Source organism: Aeromonas sp. ASNIH7, assembly GCF_002903485.1.
GTDB classification, from domain to species: Bacteria; Pseudomonadota; Gammaproteobacteria; order Enterobacterales; family Aeromonadaceae; genus Aeromonas; species Aeromonas caviae.
Map to the genome: position 1 here is coordinate 1,097,020 of NZ_CP026226.1, position 24,279 is coordinate 1,121,298.

Annotated in this window: 23 protein-coding genes; 12 read left to right on the plus strand and 11 right to left on the minus strand. The window is 63.9% G+C overall.

Annotated features, from left to right (window positions below):
* Positions 1–58 precede the first annotated feature (58 nt).
* Complete coding sequence (locus tag C2U47_RS04980; protein ID WP_010673233.1) at positions 59–1,201, minus strand: 3-phenylpropionate MFS transporter; 1,143 nt, start codon at positions 1,199–1,201, stop codon at positions 59–61.
* 261 nt (positions 1,202–1,462) lie between these two features.
* Positions 1,463–3,556 carry a TonB-dependent hemoglobin/transferrin/lactoferrin family receptor gene (locus C2U47_RS04985; RefSeq protein WP_041214614.1) on the minus strand — a complete coding sequence of 698 codons (2,094 nt, stop codon included), beginning with the start codon at positions 3,554–3,556 and terminating at the stop codon, positions 1,463–1,465.
* Between the two features lie 195 nt (positions 3,557–3,751).
* On the opposite strand from C2U47_RS04985, the gene C2U47_RS04990 reads away from it, so the two are divergent.
* From C2U47_RS04990 to C2U47_RS05000, 3 genes are read left to right on the plus strand one after another with little or no spacing between them, the layout of a single operon-like run.
* The gene (locus C2U47_RS04990; RefSeq protein WP_103261479.1) at positions 3,752–4,720 is read left to right on the plus strand and encodes a ChaN family lipoprotein; all 969 of its coding nucleotides are present in this window, start codon (positions 3,752–3,754) and stop codon (positions 4,718–4,720) included.
* A gap of 14 nt (positions 4,721–4,734) precedes the next feature.
* Positions 4,735–5,286: a cysteine hydrolase family protein gene (locus C2U47_RS04995; protein ID WP_010673230.1), complete on the plus strand. Its 552-nt coding sequence runs from the start codon at positions 4,735–4,737 to the stop codon at positions 5,284–5,286.
* A gap of 39 nt (positions 5,287–5,325) precedes the next feature.
* The gene (locus tag C2U47_RS05000) at positions 5,326–5,733 is read left to right on the plus strand and encodes a hypothetical protein (protein ID WP_052815192.1); all 408 of its coding nucleotides are present in this window, start codon (positions 5,326–5,328) and stop codon (positions 5,731–5,733) included.
* A 65-nt stretch (positions 5,734–5,798) separates the two neighbouring features.
* Here C2U47_RS05000 and hutZ read toward each other — a convergent pair whose 3' ends face one another.
* Both hutZ and hutX read right to left on the minus strand, forming a co-directional pair.
* Positions 5,799–6,356, minus strand: a complete 558-nt coding sequence (hutZ, locus tag C2U47_RS05005; protein WP_010673228.1) for a heme utilization protein HutZ — start codon at positions 6,354–6,356, stop codon at positions 5,799–5,801.
* Complete coding sequence (gene hutX / locus C2U47_RS05010) at positions 6,353–6,865, minus strand: heme utilization cystosolic carrier protein HutX (protein WP_103261480.1); 513 nt, start codon at positions 6,863–6,865, stop codon at positions 6,353–6,355. Before hutX ends, hutZ begins: the two co-directional genes overlap by 4 nt.
* Positions 6,866–7,033: 168 nt before the next feature.
* On the opposite strand from hutX, the gene C2U47_RS05015 reads away from it, so the two are divergent.
* From C2U47_RS05015 to C2U47_RS05025, 3 genes are read left to right on the plus strand one after another with little or no spacing between them, the layout of a single operon-like run.
* On the plus strand, positions 7,034–7,870 hold the full coding sequence (locus C2U47_RS05015) for a heme/hemin ABC transporter substrate-binding protein (RefSeq protein WP_103261481.1): 837 nt from the start codon (positions 7,034–7,036) through the stop codon (positions 7,868–7,870).
* Positions 7,867–8,898: a FecCD family ABC transporter permease gene (locus tag C2U47_RS05020; RefSeq protein ID WP_199766840.1), complete on the plus strand. Its 1,032-nt coding sequence runs from the start codon at positions 7,867–7,869 to the stop codon at positions 8,896–8,898. The genes C2U47_RS05015 and C2U47_RS05020 overlap by 4 nt, the downstream gene beginning before the upstream one ends.
* A 23-nt stretch (positions 8,899–8,921) precedes the next feature.
* Positions 8,922–9,701, plus strand: a complete 780-nt coding sequence (locus C2U47_RS05025; protein WP_103261482.1) for a heme ABC transporter ATP-binding protein — start codon at positions 8,922–8,924, stop codon at positions 9,699–9,701.
* A gap of 213 nt (positions 9,702–9,914) precedes the next feature.
* On the opposite strand, the gene C2U47_RS05030 is transcribed toward C2U47_RS05025, so the two are convergent.
* On the minus strand, positions 9,915–10,523 hold the full coding sequence (locus tag C2U47_RS05030; RefSeq protein WP_043152597.1) for a YitT family protein: 609 nt from the start codon (positions 10,521–10,523) through the stop codon (positions 9,915–9,917).
* 307 nt (positions 10,524–10,830) lie between these two features.
* Here C2U47_RS05030 and C2U47_RS05035 point away from each other — a divergent pair, with 307 nt between their 5' ends.
* Positions 10,831–12,180, plus strand: a complete 1,350-nt coding sequence (locus C2U47_RS05035) for a UDP-glucose dehydrogenase family protein (RefSeq protein ID WP_103261483.1) — start codon at positions 10,831–10,833, stop codon at positions 12,178–12,180.
* The gene (locus C2U47_RS05040; RefSeq protein WP_103261484.1) at positions 12,177–13,175 is read left to right on the plus strand and encodes an NAD-dependent epimerase; all 999 of its coding nucleotides are present in this window, start codon (positions 12,177–12,179) and stop codon (positions 13,173–13,175) included. Before C2U47_RS05035 ends, C2U47_RS05040 begins: the two co-directional genes overlap by 4 nt.
* A 42-nt stretch (positions 13,176–13,217) precedes the next feature.
* Here C2U47_RS05040 and C2U47_RS05045 read toward each other — a convergent pair whose 3' ends face one another.
* The 3 genes from C2U47_RS05045 to C2U47_RS05055 all read right to left on the minus strand — a co-directional run bounded on the left by C2U47_RS05045 (position 13,218) and on the right by C2U47_RS05055 (position 16,090).
* Positions 13,218–14,906 (minus strand): ArnT family glycosyltransferase, encoded by a 1,689-nt coding sequence (locus C2U47_RS05045; protein ID WP_233735864.1) that lies wholly within the window; start codon positions 14,904–14,906, stop codon positions 13,218–13,220.
* Positions 14,896–15,261 carry a lipid-A-disaccharide synthase N-terminal domain-containing protein gene (locus C2U47_RS05050; RefSeq protein WP_042075006.1) on the minus strand — a complete coding sequence of 122 codons (366 nt, stop codon included), beginning with the start codon at positions 15,259–15,261 and terminating at the stop codon, positions 14,896–14,898. Before C2U47_RS05050 ends, C2U47_RS05045 begins: the two co-directional genes overlap by 11 nt.
* An 88-nt stretch (positions 15,262–15,349) precedes the next feature.
* Positions 15,350–16,090, minus strand: a complete 741-nt coding sequence (locus C2U47_RS05055; RefSeq protein ID WP_103261486.1) for a glycosyltransferase — start codon at positions 16,088–16,090, stop codon at positions 15,350–15,352.
* A 343-nt stretch (positions 16,091–16,433) separates the two neighbouring features.
* Here C2U47_RS05055 and C2U47_RS05060 point away from each other — a divergent pair, with 343 nt between their 5' ends.
* The 4 genes from C2U47_RS05060 to C2U47_RS05075 all read left to right on the plus strand — a co-directional run bounded on the left by C2U47_RS05060 (position 16,434) and on the right by C2U47_RS05075 (position 21,416).
* Positions 16,434–17,279, plus strand: a complete 846-nt coding sequence (locus C2U47_RS05060; protein WP_042075010.1) for a lytic transglycosylase domain-containing protein — start codon at positions 16,434–16,436, stop codon at positions 17,277–17,279.
* A gap of 269 nt (positions 17,280–17,548) precedes the next feature.
* Positions 17,549–19,216 carry an energy-dependent translational throttle protein EttA gene (gene ettA / locus C2U47_RS05065; RefSeq protein ID WP_103261487.1) on the plus strand — a complete coding sequence of 556 codons (1,668 nt, stop codon included), beginning with the start codon at positions 17,549–17,551 and terminating at the stop codon, positions 19,214–19,216.
* Between the two features lie 260 nt (positions 19,217–19,476).
* Complete coding sequence (locus C2U47_RS05070) at positions 19,477–19,806, plus strand: hypothetical protein (RefSeq protein ID WP_042074228.1); 330 nt, start codon at positions 19,477–19,479, stop codon at positions 19,804–19,806.
* A 254-nt stretch (positions 19,807–20,060) separates the two neighbouring features.
* Positions 20,061–21,416 carry an NCS2 family permease gene (locus C2U47_RS05075; protein ID WP_103261488.1) on the plus strand — a complete coding sequence of 452 codons (1,356 nt, stop codon included), beginning with the start codon at positions 20,061–20,063 and terminating at the stop codon, positions 21,414–21,416.
* 303 nt (positions 21,417–21,719) lie between these two features.
* Here the strand turns inward: C2U47_RS05075 and djlA are convergent, their stop codons facing one another.
* From djlA to C2U47_RS05090, 3 genes are read right to left on the minus strand one after another with little or no spacing between them, the layout of a single operon-like run.
* Positions 21,720–22,544: a co-chaperone DjlA gene (gene djlA / locus C2U47_RS05080; RefSeq protein WP_102948878.1), complete on the minus strand. Its 825-nt coding sequence runs from the start codon at positions 22,542–22,544 to the stop codon at positions 21,720–21,722.
* Between the two features lie 19 nt (positions 22,545–22,563).
* Positions 22,564–23,232, minus strand: coding sequence for an N-acetylmuramate alpha-1-phosphate uridylyltransferase MurU (gene murU, locus C2U47_RS05085; RefSeq protein ID WP_041211142.1), 669 nt, complete (start codon positions 23,230–23,232; stop codon positions 22,564–22,566).
* Entirely contained in the window at positions 23,229–24,239 is a 1,011-nt protein-coding gene (locus tag C2U47_RS05090; RefSeq protein WP_103261489.1) for an aminoglycoside phosphotransferase family protein, read from the minus strand. Before C2U47_RS05090 ends, murU begins: the two co-directional genes overlap by 4 nt.
* Positions 24,240–24,279 lie beyond the last annotated feature (40 nt).

Here is a 24,279-nt window from a genome sequence, read left to right on the forward strand (position 1 = left end):
TACTTCCCTTTTCCAGATAAGTCGGAGGCCTGCCGCGCCAGAGACCGGCAGACCTGTGTCATCGGCCCTGTTCAGGGCTCTCTTCACGCAGCCGCAACACGAAGACCGGCAGCACTACCAGCACCATGATAAAGAAGATGCCGCCTCCCAGCGGCTCGAACAGCACGCCGCAGATCGCCATCAGGGCCGCCACCGTCATGCCGAGGCCGAGCGCCGCATAGAGCGCCTGGGTGGGGATCTGCTGCTCCGCGGGCAACTGGCGGGTCATGAAGCGGATGGCGCCGAGGTGACTGACGCAGAAGGTGACCCCGTGCAGCAGCTGGCCGAGCACCAGCACCGCCAGGTCGGTAGAACTGCCGAGCAGCACCCAGCGCACCACGCAGCCAAGGGCCCCCACCAGAAACAGGGTCTGGGCGCCGAAGCGCTGGAGGAAGCGCTTGTCCGCGGCGAACATGGCGATCTCCGCCACCACTCCCAGAGCCCAGAGATACCCGATCAGGGTGCCGCTGTAGCCGGCGCTTTTCCAGTAGATGGCGCTGAAACCGTAGTAGGCCGCGTGGCTCCCTTGCAGCAGGGCGGTGATGAGCAGGAAGCGGCGCACCGGGGCCGACCTGAGCGTGACGAGCAGCGAGGCCTTGGCCCGCTCCCCTTGCAGCTCCCGAGGGGCGGGTCGCAGCGGCAGCAGGCTGAGCCCCAGCATGATCAGCAACCCGGCCACCATGGTGTGCAGCACCCAGTCGCTGCCAAAATTGCCCACCAGGGCCCCCACCAGGGTGGAGGCGACGATAAAGGCAAAGGAGCCGCACAGCCGCACCTTGCCGTAGTCGAGGTGGGTCTGAACCACCATGCGGGTGGCAAGCGCCTCTCCCATGGGCATCAGGGTCGGGTAGATGAAGTTGGCCGCCAGGGTCAGCACCACCAGCCACCAGAGGCTGTGGCCCAGATAGAAACCGAGAAAGGCCAGCAGACTCAGCAGACAGAGCAGCCGGGTGACGGGCAGCAACTGGCCGGCACCCTTGACTCGCCCCATCACCATCAGGTTGCCGGCAAAACGGATGGCCATGCCCACCCCCAGCAACAGCCCTATCTGTTCAGTACTCACCCCGATGCCTTCCAGCCAGAGCGACCAGAACGGCAGGTAGGCGCCATAAACGAAGTAGAAGGCACCAAAAAACAGGGCTAACCAGGAGAACGCGGGCATAGAGGCTCAGGCTGCATGACAAGGGGCACAAATGATAACCGATTTCGGGACGGGGATCCCCAGGCGGCATGACAGATAAAAACGATAAATATCAATAAAGTTGAACCTTTGTCACATCCCCCTGTCTATTGGGTAACACCGCTTCCTGATGAGTGTTGCAATCCTTCCACCCGCCCCTGGCGGGTTTCTTTTTTGCAGACGCCGACCTTCATGACAAAAGGGGCCCGAGGGCCCCTTTTCCTTCATGCTGGTCGACGACCATCAGAACACGTACTTGACCCGTGCACTGAGGTTGCGGCCAGGCTCGGTCTGCTTGCTGGTATCCGCGGTGGCGGCAAGGCCGGTGATGCTCTCGTAGCTCACGTACTCCTTGTCAAACAGGTTGAACACCCCCACGTTGAGCTGCAGGTCCTGCACCGGCTTGAACTGGGCATAGAGATCCACCACTCCCCAGCCTGCGCTCTTGATGTTGTCGTTGCCTCGCGCATCCTTGCCCACCTTGTCCATGTCGTCGGCAAAGCGCAATGCGGTGTTGATGTTCCAGTTCGGCTGCTCCAGACGCACCCCGACGCTGCCGTTCAGGGGGCTCAGGCTGTTGATGTAGTTGCCCTCGCCATCCTTGCCCTCGATGTAGGCCAGGTTGCCCCAGACGTTGACCAGCTCGTTCAACCAGTAGTCCGCCTTGGCCTCGGCCCCCTTGGTGGTCGCCTTGTCCAGGTTCTGGTACTGATAGAGGGCGGTACGGCCTTCGGTGCCCACGGCCGTCAGCTCGATGAAGTCGTCGAACTTGTTGTAGAAGGTGGCCACTTCATAGCTGAACCCGCCGCGGCTGCCGCGCACCCCCAGATCGATGCCGTCGCTGCTCTCTGGCTTGAGGTTCGGGTTGGGCTCAATGCGATAGCCATACGCCTGGTGGTTCAGGGTGGAGAAGGCGTTGTCATACATGGGCGCCTTGAAGCCGTGGCTGTACTGGGCGAACAGGTTCGCCGCCTCGTGCGCCTTGAATACCAGCCCCAGCTTGGGAGAGAACTCCCCTTCGGAGATCTTCTTCATGTTCTCGCCGGTGTAGGCGGGATCCTCGTCCGGGGTCATCTTGTAGTAGTCGTAACGCACGCCCGGGGTCAGCACCCAACGCTCGCCGAACTTGATCTCGTCAAAGGCCCAGAGCGCACTGCGCTCGCTGGTGGTGGAGGGGAAGCTCAGCTCGTTGTAGCCAACGAAGTCACCCGGAACGGTCGGCCCCTTGAAGCGGGTGCGCTCGTTGTCGGTATGCTCGTATTCCAGGCCCCAGGCCAGACGCTGGCTGGCGAGCGCCTTGTTGAACTTCACCTGGGCGCCCAGGCTCTCCTGCTCGAAACCGTTGTGATCCAGGGAGTTCTTGGTCACATAGGGGTTGCCCGGCATGACCGGATACTTGGACGAAGCATACTGATCCAGGGTCTGCTTGGCGCGGCTGTAGTAGATCTTGCTGTCCACGCGATCCGCCCAGGGGGCGTTCAGGGTGAGGCCATGATCCAGTACCAGGGAGAGGTTGTCGGTCTCCTTGTCGGTAATGGGCTGGTTGAAGACGGAGCCCGCCTTGGTCAGATCGATGGCATCCGGATCCTGCCCCTCGGTGAAGTAATCCACCGTCAGTTTCAGGAACTGATCATCGGAGAGATTCCACTTGCTCTTGAACAGCACGGCCTGGCTGACGATGTCGAACTCGTTCTTGTCGCCGTCATAATTCTGGGTGACACCGCCATCGCGCCAGGTGTAGCGCAGCAGGTTCTCGACTTCCCCGGTGCGCAGCGCCCCCGTGATGCCGGCCATTCTCTGGTGGCTGCTGGAGGCATAACCCGTGGTCGCATCCAGATAGCTGTCGCGGCCCTTGAGGAAGTCGCCAGCATCCTTGGTGGTGATGGCAATGACGCCTCCCAGAGCATCGGAACCGTAAGCAGCGGAGGCCGGCCCTTTGGCCACTTCCACCTGCTTGATCATGTCGGTGTCGAAGTAGGTCTGACCCACGCCGCCATTCTTGTAGGCATCGTTCTGGCGCACACCGTCCTGCACCACCTTGACCCGGTTTTCGCTCATGCCGCGAATGGTGAAGGTCTGGGCATCTCCTGCTCCTCCCTGCACGCTCACCCCGGGCTCATAGCGGAACAGATCGGCGACGTTGCTGACGACCTGCTCTTCAATCTGCTCCGAGGTAATGACAGCGATGGGACCGGAAACATCTTCCAGCTTCTGTTCCATCCGTGAGCCGCTGACGACCATGACTTCATCGGCTTTCTTGTCTGCGGCGAAAGCGGGGGAGATCAGCCCGGCCGCCACGGCGAGGGCTATCAGGGAGGGGGTGTTGTTGTGCGCCACTGCAAAGTCCTTATTGAGAATTATTATCAAGCGGAAGGCATATTACCCCGCCAGAGACAAAGATCAATAATAAAGTGAATCATTCTCATTTCACTTTATCATCATTCCCCCTTACACTGGCGCCACTTTTTGCTCGCCATGCCGCCATCCCATGGTGCAGCCTTTTCCCATCCCCTGTTTCTTGAGTGAGTAACCATGATCCGACGACTCCCCCTGCTCGCCCTGCCCCTGCTGCTGGCCGCCTGTGCCACCACGCCGCAGAGCACCCCACCCGAGACCCTCTATCACGCTCGGCTCGATACGGCCCAGGGGCAGGCACTGACCTTCGAGCAGGCGGTGGCCCGGGTGGCGGATGCCGACATCGTGCTGGTGGGGGAACTTCACACTCACCCGGCCATCCATCTGTTGCAGGCCCGTCTGCTGGTGGGGCTTGACGAGACGTCGCAGGCAGATGGCCGGGCCCTGGTGCTCTCAATGGAGCAGTTCAGCCGCGCCGATCAGCCGGTGCTGGATGCCTACCTGGCCGGACGCATCGGCGAATCGGCCCTCATTCGAGATGGCCATGCCTGGCCCAACTACCAGAGTGATTACCGCCCTCTGGTGGAGTTCGCCAAGGCGCAACACCTGCCAGTGATCGCCGCCAATGCCCCCAAACCCCTGGTGAGCTGCGTCGGTCAGGAGGGACCGGCCTGGCTCGACAAACTGCCGGCCAATCGCCGCAGCCAGCTTGCCCGCGAGCTGACTCTGGGGGATGACGGCTACCGCCAGAAGTTCATGGCTTCCATGCACCATGGGGATGCGGACGGCAACGCCCGTCGCTTCGCCGCCCAGACCAGCTGGGACGACACCATGGCCGAAAGCATGGTGGATTATCTGGGCAAGCATCCCGGCAGGCGCATCATGCATATCGCAGGCAACTTCCACGTGGAAGGGGGGCTCGGGATCGCCAGTCGCATCGCCAGCCGCAATCCGGCACTCAAGGTGGCACTCATCGTGCCGCAAACCGGTGACGAGACAGCCCCCGGGAGAGACGCAGACGTCAGGGTCCACATCGCTCCCCTGCCGGAACGCTGGCTAAATGCAAAGGAAATGAAGCAAGATATGGGCGCACTGCATCAATCCCGAAGCCGTGACTGCAGCCAATGGTTGCAACCCTCAAAATAGCCCAAGGATTTCATATGGATGTGTTACTCGTCATCGACATGCAACAGGGATTGTTCGATAACCCCCGCCATCAGGATGCCCAGGTCATCGCCAACATCAATCGTCTGGCCGATCGCGTGCGGGGCCAACACGGACGGGTCATCTATGTGCAACACGACGAACCGGGTTCCGAGCTGGAACCTGGCAGTGCAGGCTGGCAACTGCACGCCGATCTGACCCCGTCTCCCCACGACAGCCGGGTGCGCAAGACTGCCTGTGACAGCTTCCTCGACACCGAGCTCGGCTTCCTGCTGGCAGAGCAGTCGGTAGACAGACTGCTCATCTGCGGCTGTGCCACCGACTTTTGCGTCGATACCACGTTGCGCAGCGCCGCCGCCAGGGGCTTTGACGCCTTTGCGGTGACCGACGCCCATACCACGGCGGACAGGCCGCACCTGAGTGCGGAGCAGATCATCCAGCACCACCACTTCATGTGGCGGCATCTGAGCCTGCCTCAAGGCAGAAGCGTGACCCTGCTCACGACGGATGAGCTGCTGGCCACCATTCAACCCGAGCGGGCGTGCTAAGCTGCCCGTCCTGATGTGAACACCCGATTGGAGTCTTGTGTGCGTCTACTCTCTGCCGTTGCCCTCACGCTGCTGTTACCGGCGCTCACCGCCTGCTCCGGCTTGCCGGGGGCAGCCCCCGATGGCCCGGCCCCCTTGTTCCACACCCATATCAGCGACGACGGGAGCAAGCGCTTCACCTTTGAGGCCGCCCCTCTCGACGTCCTGCCCACCCGGTTGCAGGAGGGAGATGACAACCGGCTGAGCCACCGCGACAAGAGCCTGCTGGAACGCCGGGAAGCCCTGCAGGACGAGCAGCTCACCCAGATGCTGGCCACGCGCAAGTATTGCCGAAGCGGCTATATCGTCCTCAGCCAGACCTCCTGGAAGATCCGCGGGGAATGCAACGAAAGCGCCACCCAGGCCGACCGCGATGCCTTCCCCAACCAAGCAGGCTGGCAGGAGTAACCCGGGACATAACAACAAAACGGGCAGCCCAGGCTGCCCGTTTTCTCATCTCGCTAACTGTCCCCTCAAACGGGTTCATCCGCCGGGCTGGTCAGCTCGGCGCCGTTGTCGATGCGTTTGTGCCCTTCCACCAGGTGAACGAAGTCCACCAGCTCGTCGCCGGAGACACGGAACGCCTGACCGAATCCCTTGACGAACAGTCCCTGCTCGGGCTTGAGCCGAAACAGCACGAAGTCCTTGAGGTTGGAGAGCCCTTTGACTATCTCGCCGAAACGCCCTTCCAGCGCCGCAACGGCCTTCTCCCAGCGTGCGTCGTCGCGCGCCACCACCTCGGCGACCGCATCGAAGGTCAGACGCTTGCGGGCAAACAGCTCGCGGGCCCCGGTTTCGTCCTCGATCAGCATCAGCGATACCTTGGGCACCTGTTGCAGGTTGCGGGCGTGGCGAGCTATCTCGGAGATGAGCACATAGTATCCATCTTCCTGCAGCACGAAGGGGGCATAGCTGGCATTGGGGTTGCCTTCGCCATCCACAGTGGCGAGCTGCAGGGTACGGCAACCGTCGCGGAACTCGCGGATCTCCGGTTGCAGGCGGTTTTGCAGGCGCTCCTGACGTTCACTCATGCTTTCACTTCCTCTTGATACTGACGGCGCAGGGCCATGAAACGCTCCACCTGCTCAGGCAGCAGATGACGCTGCTCGTCCCGGCCCAGGTAGATCTTGAAAATGCAGCGGCCACTGTGGCCGAAGAACTGGAAGGAGTGCCCCTCCTTGCCCATGAAGAGCTTGCTGACCAGGGCGATGCCCGCCACGTTGTCGAGCTTGAGGTGGCCGTGCAGCTCCCCGTCCCGCCCCATCAGGTTGTAGTAGCCGCGCGCGTTCTTGCCCTTGGGGAAGGGAGCCTTCACCTCGAAGATGGAGCCATCGGATTCGACGATGGTGGTCACCTGACCCCAGTTGGACAAGTCCGCCAGCAGGGCTTCGGCCTCCCCGGCCGGCACTTGCGTCATCAGGGCGGCAGGCAGATGGCGTACCACCTCCCACTCGCTGACGGCCAGCTCGGTGGCGAGGGTGGATGGGTGGGCGCTGGGGTCTTGCTCCAGCAGCGCGTGAATGCGTTGTGCAATGCTCATCGGTTCTCCCTGGATGATCTGGCGATGGTGCTCAGTCTCGCGGCGAATACTGTAATAAAGCGGCCCGCTTAACGCAATTGATAATCGATTTCATTATCAGTGCATTTTCTTCACCGGCTTGATATTCTCGGCGGCAATCCCACTCTCATACACCCTTCGGAGGTTCGCATGGGCCGTCGTTTTGCCCTCGCACTCAGCCTGCTCGGCTGTGCCCTTTCCCTGCCTGCCATGGCGCAGGAACGTATCGTCAGCATAGGCCCGGCCACCACGGAACTCATCCTGGCCCTGGGGGGCGAGCAGAGCCTCGTCGCCACCGATGTGAGCAGCCCAGAACCCAAGGGGCTGCCGAGAGTCGGCTACCACCGCGCCCTGGCGGCCGAAGGGATCCTCAGTCTGGCCCCGACCCGGCTGGTCGGCAGCGACGAGATGGGGCCGCCACCGGCTCTGGAGCAGCTGCGCCGAGCCGGCGTCGAGGTGAACGTGCTGCCGACGGCGCCCACCCTGGCCAACCTCAACGAGCGGATCGACACCCTGGCCGGCTTGCTGGGCAATCAAGCCGCCGGCACCCGACTGAAGGCGGAGATCGCCGCCCAGAGCGACAAGCTGGCGGCCCAGGCGAAGCAGAACAAGCCCCTCAAGGTCGCCTTCCTGCTGCTGCACAAGGGCCAACCCACCAGCATCGCCGGCGGCAATACCACCGCCAGCGCCCTGGTGACTCTGGCGGGCGGCGTCAACCCGGTCGTCCAATTGCACGACTACAAGCCCGTCTCCACCGAATCCCTTATCGAGCTGCAACCGGATCTGGTGCTGGTGAGCGGTCGCGACTGGCAGCAATTCCAGAATATCGACAGCGTGCTGGCCCAGGTGCCGGCCCTGGCCGCCACCCCGGCAGGCAAGAACAGGGCCATCCATGCCATCGACGGTCACGCCCTGCAAGGGGGGCTCAGCCTGAGATCCTTGCAGCAGGCCAACCAGATAGCCCAGTGGATCAAGCAGGGTTCATGATGCGTCTGCCGCTGCCCTGGCTGCTCGCGCTCACCGGCTGCACGCTTGCCCTGCTGCTGGTCGGCTCCCTCGCCACCGGTCCCATGTCGCTCTCCTTCGGCGAGAGCCTGCAGGCCCTGTTCGCCGGCAAACAGAGCGGGATTGAGGCACACAAGATGCTGATCGTGCAGGAGATCCGTCTGCCACGCACCCTGCTGTGCATCGCCGTGGGGGGCATTCTCGGCCTCTGCGGCGCCGTGATGCAGGGGCTGTTTCGCAATCCGCTGGCCGACCCCGGCATCATAGGGGTCTCCGGCGGCGCGGCGCTCGGCGCGGCGCTGGCCATTGTGCTGCTGGCCCCCCTCGGCCAACAGTGGCAGAGCCTGCTCGGCATCGGCCTGCTGCCCCTGCTCGCCTTCCTCGGCGGAGCGCTGACCACCACCCTGGTCTATCTGCTCGGCACCCGGGAGGGGGGCACCTCGGTCACCGTCATGCTGCTGGCCGGGGTCGCCATCACGGCGCTGTCCGGCGCCGTGATCGGCCTGCTCACCTATCTCGCCGACGATCAGATGCTGCGCAACCTGAGTCTGTGGCAGATGGGGTCACTGGCGGCGGGCAAGCCGGTGGACGTGGCGCTGGCGCTGCTGACCCTGGCTGCCCTGCTCATTCTGTTCTTGCGCGATGCCAACCCCCTCAACGCCCTGCTGCTGGGTGAAGGGGAGGCGCGCCACCTCGGCATTCAGGTGCAGTCCCTCAAGCGGCGGCTGATCCTGCTCACCGCCGCCGGGGTCGGCGTGGCGGTGGCGGTGGCGGGCATGATCGGCTTCGTCGGCCTGGTGGTACCTCACCTGGTGCGGCTGCTGGCGGGGCCCAACCATGTCCGCCTGCTGCCGTTGTCGGCCCTGCTGGGGGCAGGCCTGCTGCTGGGGGCCGACATGCTGGCCCGCACCCTGCTGGCGCCGGCCGAGCTGCCGGTGGGCATCATCACCGCCCTGATGGGGGCGCCCTTCTTCATCTGGCTCTTGGTCAAGAGCCGCCGGACGCTGTAACAGGAGAACGTCACCTTGCCCGGATCCCCCCCCTGCTTGTCTGCCGGGAGCTCAGCCTCCACCTGGGCAACCGCCTCATTCTGAACCGCCTGGATCTCGAGCTGCAGGCCGGCAGTCTGACCGCCCTGCTCGGCCCGAATGGCGCCGGAAAAAGCTCGCTGCTCAAATGCCTGACCGGCGAGCTGGCACATGAGGGAACCATCGCCCTGTTCGGCCAGAAACGCCAGGAGTGGGCCGGCAACGCGCTGGCCCACAGGCTCGGGGTGCTGCCGCAAAGCTCGTCCCTGAGTTTCCCCTTCCTGTGCGAGGAGGTGGTGGCCATGGGGCGACTGCCCCACAGCGAGCCCGCCAGCCGACGCGACGAGATTGTGCGTGCCGCCATGACCCACGCCGGGGTGGATCACCTGACGGGCCGCCTCTACCCCGGCCTCTCCGGCGGGGAGCGCCAGCGGGTGCAGTTCGCCCGGGTGCTGGCCCAGATCTGGCAGGCCCCGGACGAACCGCAGCAAGCGCGGCTGCTGCTGCTCGACGAACCCACCTCGGCCCTCGACCTCAAGTACCAGCACCAGCTGCTCACCATGGCCCGCGCCCTGGCCGGTCGCAACACCGCCGTGCTGGTGGTGCTGCACGACCTCAATCTGGCGGCCCGTTACGCCGATCGGCTGGTGATGCTGGAGCGCGGTCGCCTGATGGCGGACGGCCCCCCGGCCGAGGTGCTCACCCCGGCGCTCATCGCTCGGCTCTACGACTACCCGGCCGAGGTGATCCACCACCCCGAGACCGGACAACCCATGGTGGTGTGATGCCGTTCATCCACCATCCCGAGACGGGGCAGTCCGCCATGGCGGTGTGATGGCGGGCGCATCGCCCTCTCAGTCCACGACCATCCCGTACCAGCCATCCACCACCCCGACATGGAACAACCCATGGTGGTGTGATTGGCCGGCATATTGGTGAGATTCAGAAACAAACAGAGCGCCCTCGGGCGCTCTGTTTGTTTTTGTCTGCGGGATTGGTCAGGCGATCTGGTAGCGGCCCGGCTTGTGATTGAGTGTCAACACCAGGTTACAGATGATGGCGGCCACCACGGAGAGTACCAGCAGCCAGGGAGAGACCACGAAGAAGGAGGCGACGACGATGGCGCAATCCAGTCCCATCTGCAGCTTGCCTGCCCGGATGCCGAACCTGTCCTGGATGAAGAGCGCCAGGATATTGAAGCCACCCAGGCTCGCCTTGTGGCGAAACATGATGAGCAACCCCATGCCGATCAGGGTGCCGCCGATGAGCGCCGCGTAGACGGGCTCGATCTTGCCTATCTGCAGCACGGCGTTGAGGTGATCCGTCATGAAGGAGACGGTGGCCACGGCGGCAAAGGTATTGAGGGTGAAGCGCGGCCCCATCCTGAGCCAGGCCAGAGCGTAGAACGGCAGGTTCATGGCGAAGAACAGCAGGCCGAAGCTGATGCCGGTCACCTGCTGCAGCAGCAGCGCCAGCCCGGCGGTGCCGCCGGTGAGCAGGCCGACCTGATGGAACAGGAAGATGCCGAGGGAGACGAAGCCTGCCGCGGTCAGCAGGGCGAGCACATCCTCATAGAGCGGGTGTGCAGAGCGGGGGGTGTTGTCCATAACCGGGTGTCCATGCGAAGTGAAAAGAGTGTCTGCCGCCAGCACTGGCGGTGGCGAGCCCCGTGGATCGGGACTTCGTTTATGACCACAGTGTCCGATTTCAGTGAGCCGGATCACAAGACGGTGGCAGTACGCACCAAAATGGTGCTCGTCAGCCCTGCGTTACAACCCCTGCACCAAGATCAGCCACTCTCCCCCGCGCCACCCTGGCCCCAGGCTGAAAAACCGGACGGATCCCGCTGTTACCAACAATGAATCGTTCTAGAATGGGGCCTCGCAAATCTCTGCCCCCAAGGAGTCGCCGCAGATGAGAGTCGCCGTATTCGGAATAGGTTATGTGGGTCTGGTCCAGGCCGCCGTGCTGGCCGAGATGGGCCACCAGGTGACCTGTGTGGATGTGGATGCCGCTAAGGTCGGCCGGCTGAAAGAAGGCATCATCCCCATCTTCGAACCCGGCCTGGCCCCCATGGTACAGGCCAACCACCAGGCCGGTCGCCTGCACTTCACCACGGACGTGGCCGAGGGGGTGGGCTTCGCCGAGCTCATCTTCATCGCGGTCGGCACCCCGCCGGACGAGGACGGGTCTGCCGACCTCCATCAGGTAATGACGGTGGCGGACACCATAGGCCGCCTGATGCAAGGGGGCAAGGTGGTGGTCAACAAGAGCACTGTGCCTGTCGGCACCGCCAGCCGGGTACGGCGACACATTGCGGCGCGCCTCGCCGACCGTGGTCTCGACCTTCCGCTCGACGTGGTCTCCAACCCCGAATTTCTCAAGGAGGGCGCCGCCGTCGCCGACTGCCTGCGGCCGGATCGCATCATCATCGGCACCGACTCCGATCACGCCTTCTCCCTGCTGGAGGAGCTCTACGCCCCCTTCAACCGCAAGCGAGACCGCATCCTGCGGATGGATGCACGCAGCGCCGAACTGACCAAGTACGCCGCCAACGCCATGCTGGCGACCCGCATCTCCTTCATGAACGAGATGGCCACCCTGGCCGAAGCCCTGGGCGCCGATATCGAGGAGGTGCGCAAGGGTATCGGTGCCGATCCGCGCATCGGCCACCACTTCATCTACCCAGGCTGCGGTTATGGCGGATCCTGCTTCCCCAAGGATGTCAGGGCGCTGATCCACACCGCGAAGGAGGCGGGGTGCGAGACCCCCCTGCTGCGCTCGGTGGAGCAGGTCAACGAGGCGCAGAAGCACAGGCTCATGACCCGGCTGCACCACCATTTTGGTGCCAGTCTGTCGGGGCGCACCTTCGCGTTATGGGGACTCGCCTTCAAACCCAATACCGACGACATGCGCGAAGCCCCGAGCAGGGTGCTGATGGAGGCGATCTGGGCGGCAGGAGGCAAGGTGCAGGCGTTCGACCCCGAGGCCATGACCGAGGCCGCCCGCCTCTATAGCCAGCGGGCAGATTTGCTCCTGTGCGACACCCAGGAAGCCGCCCTTCAGGGGGCCGATGCCCTGCTCGTCTGCACCGAGTGGCAACAGTTCCGCGCACCGGATTTCGACCTGCTTCGCCAGACCCTGAAGCAGGCCATCATCTTCGACGGCCGCAACCTCTATGATCCGGCCCGTCTGCGCCAGCGCGGTTTCACCTACTATGCCATCGGCCGTGGCGACAGCCTGGCTCATCAGGAGGAGCGATGAAGTACCTCGTCACCGGCGCCGCCGGGTTTATCGGATTTCATGTGGCGCGCAGGCTCTGTGGCGACGGCCATCAGGTGGTGGGGATAGACAACCTCAACGACTACTACGCGGTGAGTCTCAAGGAGGCGCGCCTCGCCCTGCTCACGCCTCTACCCGGCTTTCGCTTCGAACACCTCGATCTCGCGGACCGCGCGGCCATGGCCTCGCTCTTTGCCCACGAGCAGTTTGACCGGGTGATCCATCTGGGGGCCCAGGCCGGGGTGCGCTACTCCCTGGACAACCCCTTCGCCTACGCCGACAGCAACCTCACCGGCCACCTTACCGTGCTGGAGGGGTGTCGCCAGACCCGGGTGCAACATCTGGTCTATGCCTCCTCCAGCTCGGTCTACGGGCTGAACGAACAGATGCCGTTCAAGCCGTCCGATGGGGCGGATCATCCCGTCTCCCTCTATGCGGCGAGCAAGAAGGCCGGGGAGCTGATGACCCACTCCTACTCCCATCTCTACGGCCTGCCCACCACCGGGCTGCGCTTTTTCACCGTCTACGGCCCCTGGGGCCGGCCCGACATGGCCCTGTTCAAGTTCGTGCGCGCCATCCTGAACGGCGACCCCATCGACCTCTACAACCAGGGCCAGCTCAGCCGGGATTTCACCCATGTCGACGACATCGTCGAGGGGATAGTGCGCATCGCAGACATCCCCCCTGCGGGCGATGCCCACTGGCAGGGGGCCCCGGACGCCAGCCCGGCCCCCTATCGCCTCTTCAACATCGGCAACGGCAGCCCGGTCAGGCTGCTGGACTTCGTGGATGCCATCGAGTCGGCCCTCGGCAAACGGGCCATCCGCAACATGCTGCCCATGCAGCCCGGCGACGTGCTCGCCACCTGGGCCGACACCCGCTCGCTGTTCGACGCCACGGGCTATCGCCCCCGTGTCGGGCTCAAGGAAGGGGTAGACAGCTTTGTCCGCTGGTATCGGGACTACTACCGGGTCTGAGCCAAACGAGGTGGCAGGGTCCCCTGGCTCGCGACCCTGCGCTCAGGATGAAGGGGGATAGCTGAAGGGCACCATGGTGGGGGAGAGCCCACGACAGGCGGGTTTGAGGGCCTGCGGGCCTGCCAGCAGCCAGTCGGTGCGGTGACGGTTGCCGAGGTTTTCCATCTTCGCGGAGTCAAAACACCTCACCATCAGGTCGGCGCTCCCCAGTACCCAGCGCCCGGGGGCAGCCCCTATCCAGGCGGCAGCTTCCCTGGCCTGCTCCCCGTCTCCCATCAGATAAGGGTAATGTTTCACTGGTTGCAGGCTAAACAGCAGATGTTGCTCTTTGAAGCCCGCCAGCAGCAGTTCATCCCCCACAGGCACCTTCTGCGCCGCCAATGCCATGACTGCCTGAGGGGTGCGCACCTCGTTGAGGCGCACGCTGATCCAGCAGGAGTAGATCAGCCACCCCACTGCCAGGGAGCTGAGAATGGCGGTCAGTGGCGCCCGGCGCAGCAGGGCGTTGACCAGCAGCAGCCCCCCTCCCATCGCCAGCAGGGGCAACCAAGGGGCCGGGCCCAGATCCTCCAGTCTGCTCGCCAGCCTGGTGCTGAAGGCCAGCGCCCCCGCCCCGCCCACACAGATGATCCCCAGCAGCCAGCCGAGTCCACCCAACAGGCGTGCGGGCCAGACCCTCGCCAGCAGCTCGGCGACGAAGGGAGCCGTCAGCAGGGCCAGCGCCGGCGTCCCCGGCGTGACATAGACGCCGCGCTTGCCCGGCGAGGCCGAGAAGAAGAGGATCACCAGCACCAGGTAACCGAGCAGCAATATGATGCGCCTATCCTGCCCCTGGATGGCCTTGCGCCAGGCCATCACCAGCCAGGGCAGCAGCAGGGAGAGCGGCAGCCAGAATGGCGGGATCACCGAGGTGAGGTAGTACCAGAAGGGTTTGACGTGATGCCAGGCGTTGGCATAGCGGGTCACCGTCTGACGCAGCAGTATGTTGTCCCGGTAGGCCTGCAGCACGGGATCCCCGCTCTGGGCCACGGCGAGCAACATGGGCACCAGCCAGAGAGCGATGGCCAGCACCATGAACAGCGGCCCCGCCAGCCCCTTGAGCCAATCGCCCCTGGTGGCGGCGCGGATCTTCTCCCTGTGGGTCCAGACGGCCGGGATCAGGATCAGCAGGGCCAGCAGCCCCACCCCCTTGGTGATGATGCCGAGCCCGGCGGCGAACCAGCCGAGCCAGTACCAGCGCCAACCGCCACCACAGAGCAGGAAGCGGACGAAGCCATAGACCCCCAAGGTGATGAAGAAGGTGACCAGCGCATCGATCTGCGCCGTCTTGGCCTGCAGGGTGAACTGGACCGTAAAGAGCAGCAGCAGACCGGCCATGAAACCGACCTGTGCGCTCCACAGCCGGCGCCCCAGATCCCACACCAGCGCGATGGTCAGCAGGCCCGCCAGCAGGGAGGGCAGCAGAAAGGCCACCTTGATGGAGCCGGTCAGCAGATACCCTATCGCTATCCCCCACATAAACAGGGGGGGCTTGTCCGGGTAGATCTCGCCACCGCGCATGGGGAAGAGCCACTGGCCGCTCTCCACCATCTCCTTGGCGATCAGGGCGAAGCGCGGCTCGTCGGCGGGCCAGGGATCCCGCAGGCCGAGGCCCGCCCCCAGCACCACCAGGGCGATCAGCAGCAGCCAGCCCAGCGACTCCTGCCTGAGCAGATAACGATCATTTACCATGACGAACCTCATAGTCGTCGACGACCTTGTCCCGCTTCCACCCTCTGTGCTGGATGTCCAGATAGAGGCTGTAGAGGGCGGTAAAGGTGGGGAAGAGGTTCTGCAGCACGCCGACGGAGTCCTGCTTGGGGGAGAAGATGAAGTAGCTGAGCGTCATCAGGCTGCCGAGCACGCTCATGTACCAGAACAGGCGGGGAATGACGGGCCGGCCGGCCCGCTTCGAGGCCAGGAACTGCACCAGCCAGCGCCCGCCGAACATGAGCGCCCCCGTGTAGCCGATGAGCTTCCAACCGGTGACATGCAGACCCGTCCAGTCAAACCAGGTCAGCTCCATGGAAAGCAGGGCATCGATCATCGCCGCCCTCCCCGGTTCAAACCGCCGACATGGGGGGCGACCTCATCCCGGTCCGGCCAGACCGATGACAACGAAAGCAGGGTGTCCATCACTCCAGCATCTCCCGGATCTCGACCACCTTGGAGCGACGCTGCAACCACCAGACGCCGACCACGTCCACCAGCCCGACCCAGAGCCGGTTCCAGACGCCGTACTTGGAAACGCCCGCCTGCCGCGGCCTGTGGTTGACCGGCCAGGGGGACATGCGGCCCCCCTGGGCCTGGATCAGGGCCGGGATGTAGCGGTGCATGTGGTTGAAGCCGGGCAGGCGCAGATACCAGTCGCGGCGCACCACCTTGAGGCCGCAGCCGGTATCCGGAATGCCGTCGCGCAGCAGCAGATCGCGAAAACCGTTCGCCAGTCTGGACGAGAGGCGTTTCACCCAGTCATCCCGGCGAGTAACCCGGTGGCCGATGAGCCCGACCTGATTCCTGTCCGCCGCGAAACGGTGCTTGGCCTCCTCCAGCATGGCGGGAATGTCCGCCGGATCGTTCTGGCCGTCGCCGTCCAGCACCACCAGCCAGTCGCCGCGCCCCTGGCGCACCCCGCTCAGCACCGCCATGCTCTGGCCGACGGCCCTGGCGTGGCGCACCACCCGCAGCCTGGTGAAGCGGGACTTCAGCTCGCACAGCAGGGCATAACTGTCATCCTCGCTGCCATCATCCACGTAGATCAATTCGTACTCGTATCCGCCCCCCAGAGCGGCGTCTATTTCACTGATGAGGGGAGCCAGATTGTCCCGTTCATCCTTGGCTGGTACTACGACTGACACATCGACTGAATCACCCATATGAGCTTCCCGACAATGAAAATAATCCAAGGGATCCTGTTGCGCACATCATGAAGATGGTGGACTCAGCGCCAGAACCCGCACAAATACAAGGTATTACATCATGATGATCGCCGTCTATCACCCGACAACTAACTATCGCATCAACTAAGAGGGGCAGCACAACAGCGCGGCCCTGCCCGCACCTCAGGTCGTCACCACCAGCAGGATCTTCTCCCGCCTAAAAGTTCCATACCGTTTTCGTCTCTGATGACCTGACACATAACCACATGTTCCATCGTCTGGCTGGCAGCCACCCCGTGGAGAACCTATATCTTCCGGACAAGCCAACGAGGTAACCATCATGCAGAGACTCTGCGCCTGGGGCTGGGGGCTGCTCCTGCTGTTGACCACGGCATCGGCCCATGCCGATGCATTTCGCCAGGCCCCCAAAGCGATGAGCGCCCTGCGCCAGGGCGCCGCCATGGAGCGCGGCAACCCGAGGCAGGCCATCGCCCACTACTGCACCGCCGCCAGCCTGGGCAACCCGGAAGCCTACTACCGCATCGGTCGCCTGCTGGCTCGCGGCCCCCAGGGGATACGCAACGCGCGCCACGCGAACGCCTACCTGGCCATGGCCATGCGCCTCGGCAATCAGCAGGCCGCCCGCTACTACAACGAGCGGGTCGGCAACGCCCCCCTCGGCACCTGTGGCGTCGGTGGCAGCGGAGGCGGCGCCCCCTGGGTGCGGCCCAGCACCCCCTTCGATCAGGACAGCTACCTAGCCCGGCAATCCACGAGCAAGCAGCAGCTGGCCAGCATGATCCGCCAGGCGGCCAAGCGCCACAGAGTCAACCCCCAGCTGGCGCTGGCCATCGCCATCGCCGAGTCCAATCTGAACAGTGCCGCCGTCTCCCCCAAGCAGGCGCAAGGGGTCATGCAGCTCATCCCCGAAACCCAGGCCCGTTTCGGCGTGACCCGGCCGTTCGACGCCCGGCAGAACATCCGTGGCGCCATGATCTACCTGAAGTGGCTGGAGAAGCAGTTTGGCCCCGACTGGGTCAGGATCAGCGCCGCCTACAACGCCGGGGAGCAGGCCGTCCTGCGCCACGGCGGCGTGCCCCCCTATCGGGAGACCCAGGAGTACGTGCAGCGGGTGCTCTACTACTCGGGGCAGGATCCGGCCAAGGAGCGCCGGCTGCCACGCTGAGCGCCACCCGCCGGCCGTCTCATCCGCACGAATCCTATCGGGCCAGGCTTAAGGAAATCTTAAGACAGGGCCCCGCACGCTCCTGTCCGCTGCCGCCTCTCGGCCGCTCGCCAGCCCCCTGGCTCCCCGGCTTTGCCGCCCCCTCCCCATTGGTTTACAATCGACGGGTTTTTTGGAACCGGGTTGACGGCCCGTCGACCCGGCCCCACCACGACATCAGTCTGTTAATGTCACGACATTAAACTGCTGAAAAGGAAGAGAATTAGCCAATGGCTCAATTTATTTACACCATGAACAGGGTCGGCAAGGTAGTGCCGCCCAAGCGTCATATTCTCAAGAACATCTCCCTCTCCTTCTTCCCGGGCGCCAAGATAGGCGTGCTGGGTCTGAACGGCGCCGGTAAATCGACCCTGCTGCGCATCATGGCGGGCATCGACACCGAGATCGAAGGGGAAGCCCGTCCGCAGCCCGGCATCAAGATCGGCTACCTGCCCCAGGAGCCCAAGCTGGATCCTGAGCAGACGGTGCGCGAGGCGGTCGAAGAGGCGGTCGGCGAGGTGAAACGCGCCATGGCGCGCCTCGACGAGGTCTATGCGGCCTACGCCGATCCGGACGCCGACTTCGACAAGCTGGCCCGCGAGCAGGGCGAGCTGGAGGCCATCATCGCCGCCCAGGGCGGCCACAACATGGAAAACCAGCTGGAGCGCGCGGCCGACGCCCTGCGCCTGCCGGCCTGGGATGCCCAGATCAAGCACCTCTCCGGGGGTGAGCGCCGCCGCGTGGCCCTGTGCCGCCTGCTGCTGGAAAAGCCGGACATGCTGCTGCTGGACGAACCGACCAACCACCTGGATGCGGAATCCGTGGCCTGGCTGGAGCGCTTCCTGCACGACTACGAGGGCACTGTCGTGGCCATCACCCACGACCGCTACTTCCTCGACAACGTGGCGGGCTGGATCCTGGAGCTGGACCGTGGCGAGGGCATCCCATGGGAAGGCAACTATTCCTCCTGGCTGGAGCAAAAAGACGCCCGTCTGGCCCAGGAAGCCAGCTCCGAAGCCGCCCGTCGCAAGTCCATCGAGAAGGAGCTGGAGTGGGTTCGCCAGAACCCCAAGGGCCGTCAGGCCAAGTCCAAGGCTCGTATGGCTCGCTTCGAGGAGCTCAACACCAACGACTACCAGAAGCGCAACGAGACCAACGAGCTGTTCATTCCGCCCGGACCCCGCCTCGGCGACAAGGTGGTGGAAGTGGCCAACCTGCGCAAATCCTACGGTGATCGAGTGCTGATCGACGATCTCTCCTTCTCCATTCCGAAGGGCGCCATCGTCGGCATCATAGGCCCGAACGGTGCCGGTAAATCGACCCTGTTCCGCATGATGTCGGGCCAGGAGCAGCCGGACTCCGGTTCCATCACCCTGGGTGACACCGTGGTGCTGGCCTCGGTGGATCAGTTCCGCGACCAGATGAACGACAAGAAGACGGTGTTCGAGGAAGTCGCCGACGGCCAGGACATACTGCGCATCGGCAACTACGAGTTCCCGAGCCGCGCCTATATCGGCCGCTTCAACTTCAAGGGTTCCGATCAGCAGAAGCGGGTTGGCGAGCTCTCCGGTGGCGAGCGCGGCCGTCTGCACCTGGCCAAGCTGCTGCAGACCGGCGGCAACGTGCTGCTGCTGGATGAACCGACCAACGATCTGGACATCGAAACCCTGCGCGCCCTGGAGAACGCCCTGTTGGAGTTCCCGGGTTGTGCCATGGTCATCTCCCACGACCGCTGGTTCCTCGACCGCATCGCCACCCACATCCTGGACTACCAGGACGAGGGCAAGATCGAGTTCTTCGAGGGCAACTTCACCGAATACGAAGAGTGGAAGAAGAAGACCTATGGCGCCGAGGCCGTCCAGCCGCGCCGCGCCAAGTACAAGCGCATCGCCAAGTAAAGGGAACGATGGGTGCAGCCAGCCGCACCGCGTCCATTGCAACAAGCGCATCGCCAAGTAAAGGGGACGATTGGTGCAGCCAGCCGCACCGCGTCCATTGCAACAAGCGCATCGCCAAGTAAAGGGAACGATTGGTGCGGCCAGCCGCACCGCGTCCATTCCAACAAGCGAGCTGCATATGCGGACAAGGGGAGCCCGGGCTCCCCTTTTTATCGCCTCCTGGCTTACAATTCCCCTCCCTACCCTGGCAGCATAGAACCATGACCCAACCCACCACGACCAGACTCACCATCCAGATCCGGATCGAACCCGGCTGTCTGGGTCCGGATGGCAAGCAGCACATCGACACCTTCTGCACCGCGGCCAGCCGGGTCTTTGCCGCCATCGAACCCGGGCGGGTCAGCTGGGTGCTGCTCCCCCGCCACGACAAGCAGTTGCCGGAGCAGGAGTTCCTCATCGAGGGGCGCAAGTTGAGCGAGGCGCAAGCCGGCCTGTTGCTGCAGCGCATGGGCGCGAGTCTGGCTCCCTTGCTGGAGCAGAGCGATGCCGTGCTGAGCCAGCTTATCGAGCGCTACCTGAAGAGCCGTTGATGGCCCCCACAGAGAAGGTTCTATCGAGCCCCGTTTTTACCCCTCCAAGGGCAAACGTTTGAATTTTTGCTCTATTCATTGATCCGCCTCGCAGATCCGGGGTTTGTAAACGCCGCCGCCTGTGTGAAAATGTGCGCGCTGTCACGGTATCAGGACGAGTCTGGTCACTTCATCGCCAGAGACAGGGCCCTTCACCCCGCATGGATGGGTGCGGCCCCCTGCTGCTTATTTCACGTTACCCATTGGAATCCAACATGAATCAACCACATCACGCTACCGGGCAGACCGCCAGCCCGGCTGCCGGGCAAGGACTGCTCGAGCGTCTGTTTGCCCTGAAAGGCCACGGCACCACGGCCCGCACCGAGGTCATCGCCGGCATCACCACCTTCCTGACCATGGTCTATATCGTGTTCGTCAACCCGCAGATCCTCTCTGCCGCGGGCATGGACACCCAGGCCGTGTTCGTCACCACCTGCCTCATCGCCGGCATCGGCAGCATCCTGATGGGCCTGCTGGCCAATCTGCCCATCGCCCTGGCACCCGCCATGGGCCTGAACGCCTTCTTCGCCTTCGTGGTGGTGGCCGGCATGGGCTACTCCTGGCAGGTCGGCATGGGCACCATCTTCTGGGGCGCCCTGGGGCTCTTGATCCTCACCCTGCTGCGGGTACGCTACTGGCTCATCGCCAACATACCGCTCACCCTGCGGGTCGGCATCACCGCCGGCATCGGCCTGCTGATCGCCCTGCTCGGCCTGCACAATGCCGGCATCGTGGTCGCGAGCCCCGCGACCATGGTGACCGTGGGGGACCTCACCTCCCTGCCCTGCCTGCTGGGGCTGCTCGGCTTCTTCCTGATCTGCATCTTCTCCGCCCGCGGCGTCCACTCCGCCGTGCTGATCGCCATCGTGGTCACCACGGCGCTGGGCTGGCTGTTCGGGGATGTCACCTTCAAGGGGTTCGTCTCGGTGCCGCCCAGCATTGCCCCCGTCTTCGGCCAGCTGGATCTGATGGGGTCGCTGGACATCAGCCTCGCCGGGATCATCTTCTCCTTTATGCTGGTCAACCTGTTCGACTCTTCCGGCACCCTGATCGGCGTTACCAACCGCGCCAAGCTGGCGGATGACAGGGGCCACTTCCCGCGCATGAAACAGGCCCTGGTGGTGGACAGCGTGAGCTCCGTCGGCGGCGCCTTTATGGGCACCTCTTCCGTTACTGCCTATATCGAGAGCAGCTCAGGCGTCGCCGTCGGCGGTCGCACCGGTCTGACCGCCATCGTGGTCGGCGTGCTGTTCCTGCTGGCCATCTTCTTCTCCCCGGTCGCCGCCATGGTGCCGGCCTACGCCGCTGCCGGCGCCCTTATCTACGTGGGCGTGCTGATGTGCTCCGAGCTGACCCGGGTGAAGTGGGAAGACCTGACCGAGGCGGTGCCGGCCTTCATGACCGCCGTCATGATGCCGTTCAGCTTCTCCATCACCGAGGGGATCGCCGTGGGCTTCATCTCCTACTGCGTGATGAAGGCGGGCACCGGCCGCTGGCGCGAGATCAACCCCTGCGTGCTGGTGGTCGCCCTGCTGTTCGTGCTCAAGTTCGTCTGGGTCGATGCCCACTGATTTTTCTTCCATGAAAAGAAAAACCAGACTCTGAAAACAAAAATGCCCGTCATCGACGCAATGCTGTTCAGATAAGCACTTTTTTGACTGATTATTCATAAATTGGATTTGAGTTGAGGGGGCAAGGCTGTGTCCAGTCGATCTTCCTCCAGCCTTTATCCAGCGGGGCTTGCAATAGAAAGAGGGAGGCATCATGCCTCCCTCGATTTTTTGTCCTGATACTACGTGGACTGGAACTCAAATTCTCTTAAGTGAACAGCATTGCCGTCATCGACGGGCATTTTTTTATGGCGGGCACAGGGCTCAGCGAATGCCGCGGGCCTCACGGATCCACTCCCAGGCCTGCTGGATCTCCTGGGTCTTTTCCTTGGCCATCTCCATCATCTCGGGGGGCAATCCCTTGGCGGCCAGCTTGTCAGGGTGATGCTTGCTCATCTCCTTGCGATAGGCGCGCTTGATCTCCTGATCGCTGTCGCTCTCGTTCACCCCGAGCAACTGATAGGCATCCTTGAGGCGATCCCGGGAGGGGGGCTCCTGACGGTATTGCTGCCCCTGGCCACCGCCCTGCTGTTGCTGACGGTGGAAGAAGTTCATCTGGGCCTCGGCCATGGCCAGAATGCGGGCAAGCTCGATGCGACTGAACCCCAGCTCGTCGGCGATGGTTTGCAGGATGGCCCGCTCGTTCGCCTCCACCTGACCGTCGGCGAAGGCGGCCTGCAGCTGGACCTCGAGGAAGAAGCGCAGGATGTCGCGCTGCCCCAGGCTCGCCTGGCGAAACTCCGCCAGGGTCTCGCGCAGGGGGAAGTCCGCCTCCTTGCCAAGGCGGAACGACTCCTGGGCCCGTACCCGCTGCTCTCCGGCCAGACGCATCCTGTCCATCAGGTTGGACGCGACCCGTATTTCGTGCTCGGTGACCTGGCCGCTCGCCTTGGCGATGTGGCCCATGACGGCGAAGGTGGCATGGAAAAAGACGGCCTGTTGCTGCTGGCTGGGTGCCCGCTGGAAGGCCCCGCGGATCCCCATGCCCCGATCGAAGCGATGGCCGATCCACAGGCCCAGCAGGGCACCGAAGATGTTGCCGAGCAAAAAACCGAAGAAGGTGCCAAGCACCTTGCCCCAAATACGCATGGTTCAAGACCTCGTGATGTTAATGGGTGCCGGCGAGCAGTTGCTCGTCCAGCTCGCGCAGCCGATCCACTGTGCCGATGTCGCGCCACTCGCCTGCCAGCAGGCTGCCACCCACCCGTCCCTGCGCCATCCAGTCGCGCAGCAGGGGGGCCAGCTTGCGCGCCCCGCAGGGCAAGCCGGCAAAGGCGGCGGGGTGATAGAGGCCGACACCGCTGAAGGTGAGGGCCGGGGTGTCCAGCACCCGACCCGCTTGCAGGGAGAAGTCCCCTTGCGGATGCTGGGGAGGGTTGGGCACCAGCCAGAGGTGGGCGAGATCGTCCCCAAGCGGCTGGTTCACCAGAGCGCGATAATCCAGGTCGAGCCAGGTATCGCCGTTGATCACCAGAAAGGGTTCGCAGCCCAGCAGGGGCAGCGCCTGCACGATGCCGCCGGCGGTCTCGAGCGCGCTCTCTTCGGCCGACCAGTGGATGGAGACCCCGAGTGCACTGCCATCGCCGAGGGCCGCCACCAGCTTGTGTCCGAGCCAGGCGTGGTTGATGACAAGTGTGGTCACGCCGGCTGCCTTGAGTTTTTCGATATGGTGCACGATGAGCGGCTTGCCCCCCGCCGCCAGCAGCGGCTTGGGCAGCAGATCGGTGAGCGGACGCATCCGCTCGCCGCGCCCGGCGGCCAGGATCATCGCCTTCATGGTGTCACCCCGGTGCGCGCCAATCCGGGCAGCACCACCTGCTCCAGCCACTGGCCGAAGCGGGCCAGCACCGGATAGGCGGCGCCATGGCTGCGACAGACATCGACCACGTAGCCCAGGGTACGGGGAATGTCCTTGAGGTAGCCGGCCTTGCCATCGCGGTGATAGAGGCGGGTGAAGAGACCCGCCGCCTTGAGATGACGCTGCATACCGGTTAGATCGGCTGCGCGACGAAACGCGGCATAGTCCAGATTGCCAAGCAGGCCGGCCTCTTGCAGGGTGTCGAAGCCAAGTCGCATGCCCTGCTCGATCACCACGTCCGGCCAGCGCACGTAGCAATCTTTGAGCAGGGAGACCAGGTCATAGCTCAGCGGCCCGATGACCATGTCCTGGAAGTCGATAAGGGCGAGGTCGCTCTCCTTCGGGTTCATCCCGCCGCACACCATCAGGTTGCGGCTGTGGAAGTCCCGGTGCATCACTCCTTGTGGCTGGGCCAGGTTGCTCGCCGTGAGGCAGGCGAAGGTCTCCGCCAGCAACTGCTGCTCTTCATCGCTCAGGGTCAGTTGCAGGTGATGCCCCAGCAACCACTCGGGGAAGATGGCATTTTCGCGGGCCATGAAGGCCTCATCGAAGGGCTCGAGCTCGAGCGCCACGGCGCCGAGCCCTGGCAGCAGGGCGATGGCCTTGCCATACCAGGCCAGTACGCTCTCTTCGTTCAGGCAGCCGATAAGCTGGGTATCCCCCAGGTCTGTCACCGCCAGCAATCCCTGCTCGTAGTCGACCCCCTTTACCTCGGGGGCCAGCAGCCCCGCATCGTGCAGGGCGGCCGCATTGCGAACGAATTCATGATTTTTTTCGGTTTTCGGATTAGCATCCACCCACACCAGACCGCCACCCCGGAAGTAGCGGCGGAAACTGGCGTCACCGGAAATAAGCGTCAACGAGAGGTTGGCGTCACCGGAAATCCGGCGAGCCCATTGCAAAAGCAGGGAAGCGCGATCGTGCATGAGTCGGGAACCAAATTGGAAAGCAGCACTTGGCTGTTAG